Raw genomic sequence first — 16114 nt, 5'->3', positions numbered from 1 at the left:
GTGCCGTCCGGGGCGCGGCCGCCTATTTCGGCACGAACGCCCAGTAGTCGAGGTCGAGGATCACCGCCGGGTCGTAGCCGTCGCCGGCGCGGCCCGGGAAGGCGCCGCAGGGCTGGTTCTTGGTGGCGACCGTCCGCAGGCGCAGGAGCCCGACATCGTCGCGGCCGACATCGGCGGTCGCCAGCACCTCGCTCCAGGCATAGACCGTGTCGCCGGCGAAGAGCGGCGCCACGTGGCGGCCGGCGTTGATGCCCGCGAGGGCGAAGGCGTTGCCGAGCCCGTTGAAGCTCAGCGCCCGCGCCAGCGAGATCACGTGGCCGCCGTAGATCAGGCGCCGGCCGAAGCGGGTGTCCTTGGCGGCCAGCCCGTCGAAATGCACCTTGGCGGTGTTCTGGAACAGGCGCGTGGCGATCTGGTGCTCGGCCTCCTCGACGGTCATGCCGTCGACGTGGTCGATCTTCTCACCCACCGTGTAATCCGCGAAGCGGTGCGGGCTGCCGGCGAGGTCGGTATCGTAGGCGGCGGCCGAGAGCTTCGGCAGCGCGCCCGCGAGGTCCTGCGGGTCGACCACCTTGGCGAGGCTCGGCACGTGCTCCTCGGCGATCGCCGCCTCGGGGTCGCGCTTGCGCACGAGCACCCAGCGGCAATAGCTCAGCACGGTCTCGCCGCGCTCGTCGGAGCCCACCGAGCGGACGTAGACCACGCCGGTCTGCCGGTTCGAGCTCTCCTTGAGGCCGATCACCTCCGACACGGTGGAGAGCGTCTCGCCCGGGTAGACCGGCCGCCGGAACCCGCCCTCGGCGTAGCCGAGATTGGCCAGCGCGTTGAGGGAGACGTCCGGGACGGTCTTGCCGAACACCATGTGGAAGGTGAGCAGGTCGTCGAGCGGGCTCTTCGGGTAGCCGATGGCCCGGGCGAAGGCGTCCGACGACTGCACGGCGAAGCGCGGCCCGTAGAGGCCCGTGTACAGCGCCACGTCGCCCACCGTCACGGTGCGCGGGGTGGCGTGGCGGATGGTCTCGCCGAGGCGGAAATCCTCGAAGAAGCGGCCAGGATTCGTCTTCACGGGCGTTCGACCCTACTGCGTGTAAACGTAAGCTGCGGGCACGGCGTATTCATGCAGCAGACGGCTGATGAACAGCAGCAGCAAGATGAGGATGATCGGCGAGATGTCGACGCCCCCGAGATTGGGCAGCAGGTTGCGGATCGGCCGCAGCACCGGCTCGGTCAGCCGGTAGAGCACCTCGCCGATCTGCGCGACGATCGGGTTGCGCACGTTCACCACGTTGAACGCGACGAGCCAGCTGAGAACCGCGCTTGCGATGAGGACGTAGATGAAAAGCTGGACGACCGTGTCGAAGAGCCAGATCAGGGCGTTCATGCGGGTCCGCGCGTATCCTTCGGGCCGCCCGCACCCCAGCGCCGGAGCGGCGCGCGGCGGGCGACGTTGAAACAGGGAATTGACAGGCTGAGCCGCCCGCGCCTACAAGGCCGGCGCCTCGACGGGGCTGTAGCTCAGATGGGAGAGCGCCGCAATCGCACTGCGGAGGTCAGGGGTTCGAATCCCCTCAGCTCCACCACTTCTTTTCGGCAGAAACTAAGTGAGTGGCTTCAAGGGCTTAGCGGTACGCTACTCCCTGATAAATCCCAGTAAATCCCAGCATGAGGCGTGTTTTAATCCCATGCCGTAGCTGCGGCATGCTGCCTGGGATGCTTTAGTCCAGCTGCTTTTTGGGACACGTCATCGCGCCCCGGCTTAATGGCCGGCCACATTCGGTGCGATGTGCAATGCACCCATGCGCGGAGTCGCGGCCTCACCGAATCAGGAGGGCTTACGACCGCGCATGTTCCGGGACGGATCCGTCTGGAGGTCATCATGAAAGTCGCGCTCACCGGTAGCCACGGGACCGGCAAAACGACCCTGCTGAACCATCTGGCGGCCCTGCTCGAAGCGCGGAGCGAATCGGTCGCCGTCTGCCGTGAGGTGCCACGAGTCATCGCCGTGGAGGCAGACGATCCTGGGTTCTTCCGGCGCGGGACCAACGCGCCGTTGCGCCAAGCCTTGATCTTCTTTCGCCAAGTGGTGGAGGAAGGCCTACGGGAGGCGGAGGCCGACATCGTCCTGGCTGACCGTACGGTCGTCGACCATCTCGCGTACACGGTCGCCTTGTTTCCAGAGCTTGGCGCCTCGCCCGAAGGGCGAGCGCTGACGAGCGCGGTGCAGGCCTGGATTGGGCGCTACGACCTCATCGTGAAGCTGCCCATCGAGTTTCCAGCCATAGATGATGGCACCCGGGAGGCGGGAGAGGCATTCCAAGCCGAGATCGACCACACCATCGATGCCCTCTACGAGCAATTCGCAACACCTAGGTCGGTCGTCCGCGGAACCGTGGAGGAAAGAGCTGCGGCGGTCGTAGCGCTGATCGAGGCTGCGCGGCGGGCCGAAAGGTGAGCGCTCCCCGCTAGGAGACGCGCCTGAGGTGCGGTTCGTGCGCGGTGACGAACGTGACGACGGCATCGGCCATACCCTGCCGGTCGACATAGGTTTCCACGCGGGATCGGCGGTCGGACAGATACCCGGCCACGAATCTGGAGACGCCGGTTCCGGCAGCGTGAAGCGCCAGGACCGGCGTCCCGGCCTCCCGCGCGAGGACCAGTTCGGCGCCCACGCCGAGGGATGGCTCGTCGAGGAACGCAACGACGAGGTCAGCGGCGCGCAGGTTAGCCATGTCACGCCGGAAGACGGAGACTGCGTCGAGGTCTGCGGCCTTGACGGGATCCGTGTGCTTGTGCGGGAGGTAAGGCGTATGCCCGGCCTCCTCAACGGCGAGGGCGGCAGCTTCGTAGAGTGCCCGCGCGCCTGCCAGGTCGCGAGAAGCCTGCAGCGCGCCGGAGATGTAGACCTTCATCATGCTCACCGTGTGGCTGCGAACAGGTCCGCGTCGACGCGGCCCCTGCGTCCAAGCACGACGATAACGGATTCGCCGTACGCCGGTAATCGCGCGGAGGGTTCGCTGGGATCCCATTCGGCGGTTAACCCTAACTGGCGCCGGCCGTCGGCTTGCCAGCGGCAGAGCACCGCATCGTATCGGGACGACCGCTCCTTGAACGTGAGTTCGACATCCTCGACCGACCTGGCGAGGTCGAATTCGAGGTCAGGCAGCTGCGACTCGATGGCGAGATGCTTAAGCGTACAGCCAATGGGCAGCCAAGGTCGACGAGGCTTACCTTGATTGCCGTCAGAGGACGACGTGGCGGGATCCGGCTGGTGCGGTGCGTGCCAGCGCCAAACCCGCCAGGCCTTGGCTTCCCCGTCCCGGCGGCGGTAGTGCCTCCATTCTGAGATGGCGCCATCCGGGACGAGGTCGCCGATCCCCCGGAACAGCGCCGTCCGCGAGACGTCGAACAGCTCCGCGAGGTTCCGGACGGCCGCCTTGCCGATGCCCCGGCGCCTCACCGCCGCCGAGAGCCGCTCTCGGGGCATCAATAGATGGGATGCAGCGAGGTCGCACAGCCTCTCCATCTCCCGGTAGGCTTGCGCATCCCCGTCCGAGAGCTCGAGGCCCTCGGCTCCGAGCGCGCGTAGGACCGCGAGATGCGCTATCTCGTGGGCGATGGAGAAGCGCGCCCGGCCGCGAGCCACGTCGAAGCTCGACCGCGCGATGGCGATGGTCACCCCTGACCCGGAGAAACGCAGGGACGCGATCTCGTCCCCGACACGACCCGCATGGTAGTCGATGTCGACCTGCATTGTCTTCAGGATCGAGCGCAGGCGGATCGGCGGTCGATCCTGTCCCGCCTCGCTCAGTAGAAGGGAGCACGCCCGGCGCATAGCGTTGTCGGCATCGGGGGCGTCGAACGCCTGAGCAAGCCGCTCGCGAAGCCGTGCGACGGCGCTCAAGGGCGCCGCCCCGGGCCGAGGTCAGGCTTCGCCACGGCGGAGCTCTTCGAGGGCTCCCTCGAATTCCTCGGGAGTCACGACATCTTCCGCGCCGCGGGCCGCGAGACGGTCGAAAAATCGTGTCTGAAGGCCGAGGAGGGTTGCGGCGGAAAGTCTCTGTCCGGTTCGCCCCTCTCGTTCGACGGCGATCTCGTTGAACCGCGTGGCGAGGCGAGTGCGGGTTATGGGGACGACGTTAGCGGCGGCTTCAGCGGCTGCTCCTGGCATGGAGAAAAGGTCCCCCGCCGACGCTGCGACATCCGCTCGGGGCTTCGCGGTGCGCCAAGTCATCAGGCCGGACCATTCTGGAAGAAGCATGTCCTTGATACGGTCCAACGCCGCGCGTTCGGAGACTCGCTCCACGACGCTGGCCAGGAGCATGTACGCAAGTTGCTGCCAATAGGGATGCAAGGCGCTCTTCGCCCGATCGATCCATTCGCCGACGTTGTGAGCGTCGATGCCGCCGGAGCCGTGGCGAAGCTCGGCCTCGAAAAGCGCGAGGGCTTTGATCTGCTCCAGGGGACTGGGCTCGCTGGGCATGGCGCCCATCGGCTGCGAGCGGCACGGTCCGGCTCCGGGCAATTTGGCAAGGAGCCGGTCCCGATCCCGGTCGAACAGGTGCATGGACCCGGCCGTGTAGGACAATTGGCCCGGCACCAAGCCCGCCTCAACGGCGACGACTTCCGAGAGTAGAGAGAGCTCGAAGAGGTTGAACGGCAGAAGCGTCGCGGCGTTGTTCGACCTCATCATGACGCTGGCATGGAGTACGCCGTCGCGGGGATGGAAGATCAAACCGAACAGGCAGGGGATGTCCCTGGAGTCCCGGACGGCGTCGTTCGGGTGAAAGACTGACACCGCCCCCCGGCGGGACGCCGGGTCCTTGCGAATGCGGCCGATCACTCCCTCGATCTGATCGATGCCGGGCGACGGGTAGCGCATCCGGTGGCCGTAGCTCGAACCCGGCATGACGATGTCATCGTCCGTGAAATCCTTGGCTTTAGGCACGTAGAAGGCGATATCGGCCAGCCTGTTGTTGCCAGACGCCATCCAGACGAAGCGCGCAACCGCCGCTCGAAGGTCGAGACCGTAAAGATCCGACGCTACGATGCGGGCGCGCATATCTTCCAGGATGAAACGGTATCCCAGCCGCTCGCGGGTCGAATCCCTGACCTTGTCCGCCCCCTCACCGACCGGCGCCACTGCCGCCGCCCCGTCGAGCAGGTCGGCGATGACCCCGCGGAACGCCGCGTCAGCGGTCGGATGCGACCGCAAGGTATGATCGAACACGCTGTCCATGACGCCTCCTGCACCAGAGGTAGGCGGGCGGGCCCAGGGTCGCAAGCCGCGGCAGACAGCGGGGGCTTGCGCCCGGCCCAGGGTGGGACGACCTGTATGACGCCAGGTCTCCCAGATGGGGACTCCGGACTGGATGGACGAAGCGCACATGGCTCTCGACGACACGCAAGCCAAGGAGGTGGAGGCAGCCCGCGGCGAGACGTTCGCCACCGCCAGGCTGTCGATACCCGAGCTGGAGCAGGTCCTGTTCCGACCGCTTCCTGTCCTGGACCACGGCTTCGTACGCGTCGTGGACTACATGGGCGGGGATGCCGCGGTGGTCCAAGCCGCGCGGGTGTCTTACGGCCGAGGCACTCGGCAGGTCCAGGAAGACCGCGGCCTCATCATGTACTTGATGCGGCATTGGCACTCGACCCCCTTCGAGATGGCGGAAATCAAGCTGCACGTGAAGCTGCCGATCTTCGTCGCCCGACAATGGATCCGACACAGGACTGCAAGTGTGAACGAGTATTCCGGACGATACTCGATCCTCGACAGTGATTTCTACGTGCCATCCCCGGAGAACATGGCCGGCCAGTCGGCCTCGAACCGACAAGGGAGGGATGCTGCCGTCGGGCCGGAGGAGGCCGCCCGAATCCTTGACCTTTTGCGTGCGGACGCCCAGCGGAACTACGCCAGCTACCGGTGGATGCTGAACGAGGACGATGCCGGGGCGTCCTTGGATCCCGAACGCACCGGCTTGGCCCGGGAACTCGCGCGGATCGGGTTGGGACTCAACACTTACACGCAGTGGTACTGGAAAACCAACCTTCACAACCTGCTGAATTTTCTCAGGTTGCGCGCGGACCCTCACGCCCAGTACGAGATCCGGGCATATGCCGACGTCATCATGGGCGTGCTGCAACTTTGGGCCCCGGTCACCCACGATGCCTTCGTCGAGCACCGGCTCGGAGCCGCCACTCTGTCGCGCACCGCCCTTTCGGCCGTCCGGCGCATCTTGAAGGGTGAGCGCGTAGACGAGGCCTCAAGCGGCCTTACCGCCAGGGAGTGGCGGGAGCTGGAGCAGCTCCTCGGGTTGCCATCCGTGACGCCGTAAACTTGGCGCGCTCGACAATCACGTCTGCGGCTATATCGGGGACACGTTGAGCCCGCTCGAATCCGGATAAGCAGCCGCGGCCGAGCAGACCATCCACTGCAGAAGGCCGAGGGATACGGCTGAAGACATCGGCGTTCACTTCGGTCGAGAACCCGGTCTGGGCCATGATCCTGGAAAGCGCGTCTCTCGCGGACGGTGAATCGACCGGGAGGGTCGGCGCGCGTGGATCGGCATGGGCGTTCGCGGATCGCCTCTCGCCCGTCTTGGCACGGAGGCGGCTCAGGTATTCCCGGAGGAGCGCCGCCAGGCCCACGGGTGGGCACGACTAACTCGACGCCCGGGTACCCGGGAACGTGCGAGGCATGCTTTCGCACTCCCTCAGCGCCCGTTCAGGTGGATCGCCTCGACCCTCGCGCCCGCGCCTTGACGCAGGCCGGCGGCCATCAGGTAGGCGGCGCAGACGAGGTCGTCCTCTTCCTTCCTCCTTTGGCCGGTCCACACCCGCCGTTAGTCCGTGGCCGCCCCCTCGCCCCGAACCTCGTCGAGCAACACGACGAGGTCGAGGCCGCCGAGATCGATGGTGACGGGCTCGCGCAGGCCGGGGGAGTGCCCCTCAGGGTTCGCACGAGCGTCTCCACCAGTTCGAAGTCGATTTGGCGCAGATCCTCGGCGTACCCCTCCGTCGGACCCTTCTCGGACCACACCTCATCAAGCCGGGCTAACATGGCGGATCCCGGGCGCCAATCGTCCGTATGGCGGATGGGCACGTCTATGCGTCCGCATCCCGCACGGGAGGTCGCCTCCTCGCCCTCGCGCCGCCGTCGATATTGGTCGGGCAAAAGCCGTTCACGAACGGCCGCGTCGGATCGCGGCCTGGAATTCCGGGTCCGGAACGAAATCGTGGAGGTCGTTCTCCGCCGGGGATGCCCCGGGACCGTCGGGATCGAGCAAATTCCGCAACAGGGTTCGGACCGGTCCCTCAGGATCCGGAGCGAGCTCGACGACGCGCGGAACCGAAAGCAGGGCTATATCGCGCGCCGTACGCATCTCGTCCGTGTCAGGACTGCGCTCGGAAAGCCAGTGATGCGCCTGTCCATAGGCGCAAGCCCGCCAGAGATGAACCATCGGATCCTGGTCGGTGCGGGGGTCGGTTGCCAGCGCATCGGCGAGGGCGCGGGCCCGCGTGAAACCGTCCGGCGGCGGCGGGTAGAGGGAGAGGAGAAGTTCCTGGCGCTGGATGCGCGGGTCGTCCGGCGCCTTGATCCGCGCTTCGGCCAGGGTTTCCAACGCGCCCCGCAGGTCGCCGCGCAGCATGCGGACCTCGGCGAGCCGCCGTAGGATGCGGACGTCGTCGGGAGCCAGCGCGTTCGCCCGCCGGAGCGCGGTCTCTGCAGCCTCGAGGTTCCGAGCTCGCGCTTGCGCCGCCCCCCACGCCGCGAACTCTTCCGCTGATACGAGGTCGTCGAAGCCGTACCGTCGCATCACCGCGTCGGCCTCCACGGACACTGCCGCCCCCAGTGGCGTCCCGATCCGCGCGCGGGCGGCGGCGTCGATGGCGCGGGCCTCGGTGAAGATGCTGGCTTCGTTGGCCGCCGCGACCGTTTCGGCTGGGAGCCCGGCACGTTGGATTCCCTCGGTCATGAAGAGGGTGAGGGTGATGCGGGTCCGCGCCTGGAGGTAGAAGAACAGGAAGCCGGGAAGGAACGCCGACAGGCCCACTGGAAGCACGACCAATTCGGCGCCAGGGTAACCGGCCAGCCCCTTCTTGGCCACGTAGGTGGCAGCTCCTTTCGCCGTATCGGTGACCTGCCCGGCATGCACGAGCCCGAGCCCGACGAGGATCTTGGTGACCCAGTCGGAGATCTCCTCCAGGTTCGAATTGCCCTGCAGGGGCCTGAACCCCGCGGCAGGGGGCGAACTGGGCGAGACCACCGCCGGTCCCGTGACTTCGGCAGGCTCGCGCCGGGCGAGGGAGGCGAGTTGCCCGTCCCGGGTGAGCAGGCGGGGAATCCCGAACAGGAAGCCGGCCAAGCCCCCGAGCAGGGCCCCGGCCAAGCCGATCCCGAACAGCACGCTGGCGCCAGCGAGCGGCGAACCGTTCGCAGGTGTCGCCTCGACGACGTAACCCGCGATCACGCCGACCAGGGCCAGGGCCATCACGGACGCGGCCCTGTCGACGCGCGACAGGCTACGCTCCAAATCCCCCGCCGCGTCGGGCTTGCCCGAGCGTTCCGTGCCGAACCGCGAGCTCATGTCTACCTGGATCGAACGATGCTGCCGGGGGCGGCCGCCCGGGCCGGGAACGTGACGGCTGTCTCAACCCCGCTCCTGCCGTTACCGTGCATCTCGACGACCTGCATGGGTGGGGGGTCCTGGTCCCGAGCGACCCGCGCGAATTTCTCCGTCAGGTGGCGTGCGAGAAGGCGGCTCGACGTGGTGACGACGAGCCTAAGGCGACCATTCCCCGACAAGGTGACGGCGCGTAGCACGTCGAGGAGCCCCACGCGGTTCAGGTCGTCCATGTGCGTCACGGGCTCGTCGAGGAAGTAGGTGCCGCCAAGGGTCCGGGCGCGCGCGATGAACAGCGAGAGCGCCAGGTCCTGTCGCTGGCCCTGGCTGAAGTCGCGCGTCGGGTCGAGGGTCGCCTCCCCCGCGCCGGCGCACCAGCGCAGGAAGTCGGCGCCCTCGCCGAACTCGATGCGGTCGATGAGCCGGTTCGCGTGCATGCGCGCGAAAAGCGGATTCACGACCGACGAAAGCTGTTCGATCCGCTCGCGCGCGGCCTCCGCGGCGTGCCGCTCGAACGCTGCTGCACCCCGGGTCGCGGCGGCCCGGCTGCTTCGGACCGTGCTCAGGCGATGCCGCTCATGGGCCAGCTTGGCTTTGAGGTGCCGTACGCGCTCGCGGCCTGCCTCGGTCGCGAGGGCCGCCTTGGCCGCGTTGAGGTGGCCCTCGGCTTGCGCCAGAATTGCGGCGTGGGTCTCGAGCGTTGAGCGGGCTTGGTCCCGGGCCTGCACGCTGACCCGAACATCGCCTGCGACCACGGCCCACGCGCTGGTGAAACGCTCCCGGAGCATCCGCAACTCGCCGATGCGTTCGCGCACCACCGCTAGTTCGAGCCGAATGCCCGCCGTCTCGGCCTGTGCGGCTCGAGCGGCTTCCGCAGCCACCGTGGCCTGGGCCTGCGCGGCTTGCGCCTCCCGCGAGACGGACGCGAGCTCCCCCTCCATGCTCTCCGAGAAGATCTCTGCGGCCTGCCGCAAAGGAGTGTCGGCCGGAAGGGTCGAGCGGAAGCGGCCCGTCCGAGGCCCAAGCTCGTCCTCAAGCGCGGACAAGGCTTCCACGGCGTCGATGCGCTGGCGGAGACGTGACAACGCGGCCGGCAGGTCCGGCTTGGCAGCATCGAGGCCGAACTGCCCGACCTGATGCTCGCATTCGGCCAGGACCTGCGCTTCCTGCGTCCGAGAGCGGGTCAGGAGTTCGACCTCCTCCCGCGCCCGTGCGGCGGTGGCGACGGCCGTACGGGCTTGCCGAACCCGACGCTCGCCGTCGGCGACCTCCCGTTCCAGACCGGCCATGAGCGAAGGGCCGCCAAGCATCGCCTCGACCGAGGCCCGCAACCTCTCGTGCGTCCGCCAATCGTGGCCGCAGACCGGACACCCCGTATCCTCATGCCGATGGTCGAGGAACGCCAGCGCCTCGGCGCGCAGCCGTTCCAACGGCTGGCCGATCTCGGTCAGCCGCCGTCGCGCCGCTTCCAGGACGCTCGACGCCTTCGCCATCTCGGCTTCCCGTCGCAGGACATCCTCTTCTTGCGGCAGGGCGGCGACGAGCTGAGCCAGCCTGGAATCCATGTCGCCGATGCGGCGCCTGAGTTCCGGCAGCTTGTCGACCTGCCGGGCGAGGGACCGCAGCGCCGCTGTGCGTTCGAGCCTCAGACTGGAGGACATCCTGGCCTCGGGAAGGCGCCGAAGTGTCGCGAAGGAAGCATCGAAGGGGAAGCCCGCGGCGGCGCTGGCGGCGAGTTGCGGCAGCCGCCGCGCGACAACGCCGCGGAACCCGGCCAGCTCCTCGCGGAGCCGCTCGACCCTCCCCACCGCCTCGGTGGCGGCCTGCATCCGGGACGCGAGTTCCGTCGCTCTATCCGCGGCCACGGCGAACGACTTCGACAGGCGGCCCTCGTCCGCCGTTCGATCCGCCAGAGCTCGGACCGTCGGCTGACGCGAGGGCCAGCCTTCGTCCACGATCCGCATGGCCGACATAGACGTGGTCCAGGCTTGGTGCCGACGCCCGATCTCGGCGGCCAGCGCTTCCACGCGCCGCGACCCGGACAGTTCGGAGCGGATGCCAAGAAGACTTTCCCCAAGGCCGGCCTCCTCGTCGCTGGGCCGCGGCCCAGCGGTCCGGACGGCTGCGACAGCTTCCGCGAGCTCGCTCCTCACTCCCTGCATGGCCTGGATCAGGACGTTCTCGTCCGGGAGCAAGGCGTCCGCATAGCGCTTGAGCCGTCCGGCGGAGTCGTGCTCCTCCCGTATGTCCAATAGGTCGGCGAAGATTTCCTTGCGCCGACCGAGCGTCTCGGGATCGGTGTCGAGCAAGGTGGCGAGTTCCTCGGCAGTGAGGACGTGTGTCGCCCTGAGGAACTGCTGCCGCCGCCGGATGGCGGTGACGTGGTGAGGTTCCCATCCCGCGTCCTGTCGGGACGGCGCGGTGAGCGTGGCCAGCAGGCTGCCGAGTTGCACCCGTCGCGCGTCGGCCTGCGTCGTACCGAGACGGGCGCCGCCTCTGTTCCTCCGCAGGAAAAGAGGGCGGCCATCCAGTTCCAGTTCCGCCTCGACCGTGGGTTCGGAACGTGAGGCGAATTTCGACACCAACAGGCCGGAATCGAAGGCGTTGCCGGTGCAGAGGCGATGGACCTGGCCGGTCAGGAGCCATTCCGTAGCGTCGCACAACGTGGTCTTGCCGGTTCCGTTGGCGGCGTAGATCACCGTAAGGGACGGCCGCAGGTCGAGTTCGACCGTGCCCGTGATGCCCCGGAACGCGCTGACACGGAGACGATTGATCCGCAGCCCGCTCAAAGTCCGACCTTCTTCCTGTCTTCCGCGGCGATGGCGGCATGCCCATGCTCGGCTATGCGTCGCCAGAGGGCTTCCGCCTCGTCATCGAGGGTGGGTTGCACCTGCCTTCGCACGAAAGCGGCCTCCCGCGGCAGGCCCAGAACACCGACCGCGGCTAGGCCGCGCCAGCCCGTTTCGCTCTCGTCGGGCCAGATCACGTGCTTGCGGCAGACCTGGGTCGAGAGTTCGAGCGCACGCACAAGCCCCCGCTCAGGGGCGGTTTCCTGCGCCAGTACGAGGTAGCCGTCGACAGGGGCCTGGCGTCCGCCCTCGTCCGCCTTCAGAACGGTGTCGAGCCAAGCCTGGCCGGTCCGCGCGGACTCCGCGAGCCCGGCCTCGCAGGCCGGCCAGAACAGGAGCCGGGCGTAGGTGCCTGCCCAGTATGCTGCCCCCTCGGGAGGTTCGACCGGCACCATGCCGCCGGCCGGCAACCGACGGACGCGGGAAAGGCCGACTTGGTCGCATAGCTCCTCGAGCAACTCATAGGGCCAATCGGGCATTAAGCGGCCTCCCGGTCCGCCGCGGCCAGGAGATCCAGGAGGGCCGCGACGGCATCCGCGATGGGAATGGTTCCATCCATGTAGATATCCGCCACCCGCTGCAGGCCGACGCAAGTCACGGCTCGATGCGTGCGTGGCAAGGAGAAATCGTTCGGGTCGGCCGGCGGCTCGGTCACGTCGGAGCGCCTGTCGCCCATCACCGGTCCTTCAGGCAAGTTCTGTCGCCTGCCCGTGCCCACCACGATGAGGCGCGGGTGCGGCTGCGAGGCCCGTGCCCACGCCTCAAGGCACCGCAACATTTCCAAGCCGCCAAGCCTAGGGTCGCGCCAGACGAGGACGTGGGTGCCGGAACCGTCGAGACGGAGCTGGCCATGGCCCTCCTCGATCCCGTGCCAGTCCAGGCCCGCAAGGCCAGCTAGCGCCGCAAGGCCGTGCAAGGCCTCGCCGAGGATCTCCAGGTGCGGTTCCAACGCATCTGGGTCAATCCGGGTGCCGGCGGTGCCGCTCAGCAGCGAGGAGAGCAAGCTCTTCGCGAGCGGGTGCGCCGTGCCCGCGAGGTGGTGCCTGACGGCTTCCAGCCCCTCGGTGAGCCGGCGGTTCCAACCCGGCTCCACGGGCAGGCGGCGCGTCAGGCGTTCCAACTCGTGCGCCTCCGCAATCTCGTCGATGGCTCGCCTCGTCCCGAGCCCCTCCTCGGTCAGCGGCAGCGTGTACTCGATGTTCCACAAATCCAGTGCGGTGACGGGGCTGGGCTCCAGGAAGGTGAGCGGTCCCGCCGCGATCGTGGGGCCGCTGCCACGGACCAGGACGCCCTCCGCGGTCCCCGGCACCGAGATGGGGCGCCCGCCCCCCGAGGCGCGCAGGCCGCGGTGGTAAGTCGCGAAGGGGCCGAAGGCGCCGCTGAGCGAACGCCATCGGTCGACTTCCTCGTCCGAATCGTACGGGCAGCATGCTTGGTTGCACGTCACGAACCTCACGCAGCGCGTCGCTGAGACCTCGTTGACGAACCGGTCTATGGCCCTGCGCCAGTTCTTGTTGGCTGGCGCATCCTGCAGCAGGCTGGCGGTGACAAGGACGGGAAGGGCGTCCCGCCCGTCGGCCTGGAGAACGGCCCTGATGCGCTCCCTGGTCGTCGGGGCACCCGGCGCTTCCGCCTGCACGACTTCCGCACAGATCAACGGGAACAGGTCGATGTCATCGAGACGCAGCCGCAGCACCGACCTGCCGCGTCGCATGCGCGCGATCCGCGTCTCGTGGGCTTGTTCCAGGAAGGTCTTCAGGAAGACGATGCAGGCGGTTCCCCCGCCGGGTCGGTGCACCCAGCACCATGCCGCTCCGTAACGGTTGTCGTCCCCGAGCGGGCCGACATCCTCCCGGTCCCAGGCGGCATAACGGTCGTTCCCCGCGTCGAGCCAAGCCTCGATGGTCCGCCCGGAGGCGACGCCAAAGCCTGCTATGAGGACGAGGGTGCGGCGGCTGGACCGGACCGCGGCGTCGACCGCCGCCCAATCCTGCGACCCGAGTGCATACTCAGGCGCGAGGATGAGCGTCGGGGCGCGGCCGGGCAGAAGGTGGTCCAGCGCGGTGCCATTCCCGGGCGGGATCTGCGCGAACAACTGCGTCAGTGCAGCGACGACGGCGGGCCGCGGTCCGTCGCGCTCTATGACCCCTATGTCGACCGGTCCGGCTTGAACCAGGCAGAGCTGCACATCGCGGCGATCCAGGAGGCTGACACCGATGTCGAACGTCGCGATGCCGCCTTCGTGACTGATCCTGATTGGAAGCGGCATGCTTGCGCCGGAGGAAATCCATTGGTCGGGGGTCGGTAAACATACAGCATGCGCAAGAGGCTGGGGATGGCTCGGGGGCGCTATCCACCGCCCTGAAGCGTCCCCGCCAGGCGGGCCCCCGTCCTCGTGCGTTGGCCGCTCGGCTACCCATCCTGTGTCCGTACAGGACGGAATGTCCGAGCGACGGCGCATTTCAGAACCCCGGCGAGCGGCCTTCTTTCGACTGCCTGCGCCGCGCGGCTGCTACGGCGCACGACCGTCTCGCGCCGTTTAGGAATCAGCTCGTTGTCTTGGCCTCGCCCAACGATGGCGATGAGCGGGTCGCGCCCATGACGGCCGTAAACCCGAGTTGGCGGGCCGGTTCCCTCTACGGGTTACCCGTGCGTCGCGCATCGTTCCCGGCAACCGTCGTGCTTGCGACCCCTGGTCTCGAATGGTCCCGTGCCGAACCTGCCTCGGGCCATGCGACGAACCGCTCGGTAACTTGAAATCAGCAAGATGGACAGGCAACAGAATACACATACGATTTGAGTTCGGGCATGCGCGATCTGTATACCTACAAAGCACGCAAAACCTTGTACGAGGGTGCCTGGTACGACTCCTTTAACGAGGCGAGATGGGCTGCGCTCTTCGACCTGCTCGGCTTCGTGCACAAGAAGCCGACGGTCACCGGGTCCTGGGATCCGGACTTCGGTTTCAGGACTGACTGCCGAAAGGTCGTCTACGCCGAAGCGAAACTATATTGCGCGCGGCATGGGTGGCCCGAACCGCATTGCAGGTGGTTGGAGAGTATCTACCGCAAGCTGGCAGATGCCGTCGACGGCGAGATCTGCGATGAGGTCATCGCAATCGGAAACCTGTCACGCACGCACAGAATGCTCCCGGAAGTGTCGCCCCAGGCAGATGATGAGCCTGCTATCATCGGGCTTCGGCTGAAGTCGACAAAATCTCATACCGGAATATTGAATTCGGATTATTGGGAGCCTGTGCATGTATATTTAGACAGACACGGACGTTATGTGTATCAAGGCACAGAAGAATATAGAAATATGCTCCGCAAGGAACGGGTCCTGAAGAATCCCCTCACGCAAAAGAATTTTTTGATGCTATGGGATCGGACCTACGACATGGTCGGGGTTGAAGATGCGAACACTCGAATAAGGAAGAGATTTGATTTCAATATATCTAAGAAGCCGGCTGTTAAGTTCATATAATCCGGACGAGGATACGGACCAAGTTCAGACCAAGTTTGTATTTATACCAACTCTCACTGATCAGAACTCATGAGCCCAGGCCCGCAGGCCGATGGACATGATGCGCCAGGGCTGATCGATGAGCTTGTTCCAGGCATCGCAGCACTGATCGAGGATGGCCTCGTATGACGCAAAAATCCGGTTGCCGAGCCAGTTCTCACGGATGAACTGCCAGAGGTTCTCGACCGGGTTCAGTTCCGGCGAGCGCGCTGGCAGCGGCAGCAGCGTGATGTTGGCCGGCACGATGAGCTTCTGGGTCATGTGCCAGCCAGCCTGATCGAGCAGCAGCACGGCGTGCGCACTAGCGGTGACGGCCCTGGCGATCTCGGCCAGATGCAGGTTCATCGCCTCGGTGGTGCAGCGGGGCATGACGAGCCCGGCTCCCGTGCCACGAGCCGGGCAGATCGCACCGAAGAGATAGGCGGAGGCGGTGCGCTGGTCCTTTGAGGCTGCGGGCCGTGTGCCGCGGCGGGCCCAACGACGTGTGATGGAGTTCTTTTGACCGACCCGAGCCTCGTCGGAAAACCAGATCTCTATCGGCTTGCCTCCGACAGCCTGCGCGACCTCCGCCAAGCGAGCCGGGAAGGCTTTTTAAAAGCCGGGATGGCGTCCGGATCCTGAGCGTGATGGCGCGGACGGGCTGAGAGCTTCCGGTAGCCCATGCTCCGCAGAACCCGGCTCAGCGTCTGCTCGGAGACTGAGACGCCGTGGTCCTCGAACAGGATCTGAGCCAGATCGACCAACCGCCAGCGCACCACCCCGTGCGCGGCTGGCACTGGGCCTTGCTCGACCAGGGCCTTCAGCGGGGCACGCAGATCCGCATTCAACCGCGGGCGGGCACCGGGAGCCTTGCCGCCGATCAGCCCATGTGGCCCCTCAGCGTTGAAGGCGAGCACCCAGTCCCGCACGGTCTGAAGCCCAACCCCACCGAGAGCGGCCGCCTCGGAGCGCAGACTGCCCGCGTAGATCGCCGACAAAGCCAGAAGGCGGCGGGTCTGATCCGGATCGCGTGAGCTCTTGGCCAGAGTTCGCAGGGCCCCGGCATCAAAGTCTGGCCGCAGCGGCACAGGAGCGGCCATCCCATCCTCAGGCTCCAAACCCGAGGACAGAATCACAACCCGC

The 16114-nt window shown here is 67.0% G+C and carries 14 protein-coding genes and 1 tRNA gene; 4 read left to right on the top strand and 11 right to left on the bottom strand.

The features are described 5' to 3' along the window. Positions 1 to 22 precede the first annotated feature (22 nt). Positions 23 to 1066, bottom strand: coding sequence for a MaoC family dehydratase (locus ABIC30_RS24670; protein WP_354456192.1), 1044 nt, complete (start codon positions 1064 to 1066; stop codon positions 23 to 25). A gap of 12 nt (positions 1067 to 1078) precedes the next feature. Then, a complete protein-coding gene (locus tag ABIC30_RS24665) occupies positions 1079 to 1381 on the bottom strand; it encodes a YggT family protein (protein ID WP_020091350.1) in 303 nt (100 codons plus the stop codon). A gap of 123 nt (positions 1382 to 1504) precedes the next feature. Between ABIC30_RS24665 and ABIC30_RS24660 the strand changes: the two genes are divergently transcribed. Beyond that, positions 1505 to 1580: transfer RNA gene (locus ABIC30_RS24660), tRNA-Ala, on the top strand. A gap of 296 nt (positions 1581 to 1876) precedes the next feature. Next, a complete protein-coding gene (locus ABIC30_RS24655) occupies positions 1877 to 2452 on the top strand; it encodes an ATP/GTP-binding protein (RefSeq protein ID WP_354456190.1) in 576 nt (191 codons plus the stop codon). A gap of 10 nt (positions 2453 to 2462) precedes the next feature. Here the strand turns inward: ABIC30_RS24655 and ABIC30_RS24650 are convergent, their stop codons facing one another. Genes ABIC30_RS24650 through ABIC30_RS24640 form a run of 3 tightly spaced genes read right to left on the bottom strand, consistent with a single transcriptional unit; the run spans position 2463 to position 5236 of the window. Then, positions 2463 to 2912 (bottom strand): nucleoside 2-deoxyribosyltransferase, encoded by a 450-nt coding sequence (locus tag ABIC30_RS24650; RefSeq protein WP_354456189.1) that lies wholly within the window; start codon positions 2910 to 2912, stop codon positions 2463 to 2465. 2 nt (positions 2913 to 2914) lie between these two features. Beyond that, positions 2915 to 3901 carry an ImmA/IrrE family metallo-endopeptidase gene (locus ABIC30_RS24645; RefSeq protein ID WP_354456188.1) on the bottom strand — a complete coding sequence of 329 codons (987 nt, stop codon included), beginning with the start codon at positions 3899 to 3901 and terminating at the stop codon, positions 2915 to 2917. Positions 3902 to 3922: 21 nt separating this feature from the next. Beyond that, positions 3923 to 5236 carry a thymidylate synthase gene (locus tag ABIC30_RS24640; RefSeq protein ID WP_354456186.1) on the bottom strand — a complete coding sequence of 438 codons (1314 nt, stop codon included), beginning with the start codon at positions 5234 to 5236 and terminating at the stop codon, positions 3923 to 3925. Between the two features lie 148 nt (positions 5237 to 5384). Between ABIC30_RS24640 and thyX the strand changes: the two genes are divergently transcribed. Then, positions 5385 to 6332 carry an FAD-dependent thymidylate synthase gene (thyX, locus tag ABIC30_RS24635; RefSeq protein WP_354456184.1) on the top strand — a complete coding sequence of 316 codons (948 nt, stop codon included), beginning with the start codon at positions 5385 to 5387 and terminating at the stop codon, positions 6330 to 6332. A 378-nt stretch (positions 6333 to 6710) separates the two neighbouring features. On the opposite strand, the gene ABIC30_RS24630 is transcribed toward thyX, so the two are convergent. The 5 genes from ABIC30_RS24630 to ABIC30_RS24610 all read right to left on the bottom strand — a co-directional run bounded on the left by ABIC30_RS24630 (position 6711) and on the right by ABIC30_RS24610 (position 13739). After that, complete coding sequence (locus tag ABIC30_RS24630) at positions 6711 to 6833, bottom strand: hypothetical protein (protein WP_354456183.1); 123 nt, start codon at positions 6831 to 6833, stop codon at positions 6711 to 6713. A gap of 345 nt (positions 6834 to 7178) precedes the next feature. Further along, positions 7179 to 8585 (bottom strand): tetratricopeptide repeat protein, encoded by a 1407-nt coding sequence (locus tag ABIC30_RS24625; protein WP_354456182.1) that lies wholly within the window; start codon positions 8583 to 8585, stop codon positions 7179 to 7181. A gap of 2 nt (positions 8586 to 8587) precedes the next feature. Then, positions 8588 to 11410, bottom strand: a complete 2823-nt coding sequence (locus tag ABIC30_RS24620; RefSeq protein ID WP_354456181.1) for an AAA family ATPase — start codon at positions 11408 to 11410, stop codon at positions 8588 to 8590. Further along, the gene (locus tag ABIC30_RS24615; RefSeq protein ID WP_354456180.1) at positions 11407 to 11949 is read right to left on the bottom strand and encodes a hypothetical protein; all 543 of its coding nucleotides are present in this window, start codon (positions 11947 to 11949) and stop codon (positions 11407 to 11409) included. Before ABIC30_RS24615 ends, ABIC30_RS24620 begins: the two co-directional genes overlap by 4 nt. Then, the gene (locus ABIC30_RS24610) at positions 11949 to 13739 is read right to left on the bottom strand and encodes an ABC-three component system protein (protein WP_354456179.1); all 1791 of its coding nucleotides are present in this window, start codon (positions 13737 to 13739) and stop codon (positions 11949 to 11951) included. Before ABIC30_RS24610 ends, ABIC30_RS24615 begins: the two co-directional genes overlap by 1 nt. Before the next feature lie 539 nt (positions 13740 to 14278). On the opposite strand from ABIC30_RS24610, the gene ABIC30_RS24605 reads away from it, so the two are divergent. Further along, on the top strand, positions 14279 to 14953 hold the full coding sequence (locus ABIC30_RS24605) for a hypothetical protein (RefSeq protein ID WP_354456178.1): 675 nt from the start codon (positions 14279 to 14281) through the stop codon (positions 14951 to 14953). Between the two features lie 60 nt (positions 14954 to 15013). Here ABIC30_RS24605 and ABIC30_RS24600 read toward each other — a convergent pair. Further along, positions 15014 to 16107, bottom strand: a protein-coding gene (locus ABIC30_RS24600) for an IS630 family transposase (RefSeq protein ID WP_354456177.1) whose coding sequence is annotated in 2 segments (ribosomal slippage) — positions 15014 to 15579 and positions 15579 to 16107 — 1095 coding nt in all. Because the reading frame shifts where the segments join, the coding sequence is not laid out codon by codon here. Positions 16108 to 16114 lie beyond the last annotated feature (7 nt).

It is taken from the genome of Methylobacterium sp. 1030, assembly GCF_040544715.1.
Classification (GTDB): Bacteria; Pseudomonadota; Alphaproteobacteria; order Rhizobiales; family Beijerinckiaceae; genus Methylobacterium.
This window is presented reverse-complemented; position numbering and strand designations above follow the sequence as displayed.

Coding starts and splice junctions, on each gene's coding strand:
- thyX (WP_354456184.1), top strand. CDS start 5,385: ATGGCTCTCGACGACACGCAAGCCAAGGAGGTGGAGGCAGCCCGCGGC.
- ABIC30_RS24625 (WP_354456182.1), bottom strand. CDS start 8,585: ATGAGCTCGCGGTTCGGCACGGAACGCTCGGGCAAGCCCGACGCGGCG.
- ABIC30_RS24665 (WP_020091350.1), bottom strand. CDS start 1,381: ATGAACGCCCTGATCTGGCTCTTCGACACGGTCGTCCAGCTTTTCATC.
- ABIC30_RS24605 (WP_354456178.1), top strand. CDS start 14,279: ATGCGCGATCTGTATACCTACAAAGCACGCAAAACCTTGTACGAGGGT.
- ABIC30_RS24655 (WP_354456190.1), top strand. CDS start 1,877: ATGAAAGTCGCGCTCACCGGTAGCCACGGGACCGGCAAAACGACCCTG.
- ABIC30_RS24640 (WP_354456186.1), bottom strand. CDS start 5,236: ATGGACAGCGTGTTCGATCATACCTTGCGGTCGCATCCGACCGCTGAC.
- ABIC30_RS24615 (WP_354456180.1), bottom strand. CDS start 11,949: ATGCCCGATTGGCCCTATGAGTTGCTCGAGGAGCTATGCGACCAAGTC.
- ABIC30_RS24610 (WP_354456179.1), bottom strand. CDS start 13,739: ATGCCGCTTCCAATCAGGATCAGTCACGAAGGCGGCATCGCGACGTTC.
- ABIC30_RS24650 (WP_354456189.1), bottom strand. CDS start 2,912: ATGATGAAGGTCTACATCTCCGGCGCGCTGCAGGCTTCTCGCGACCTG.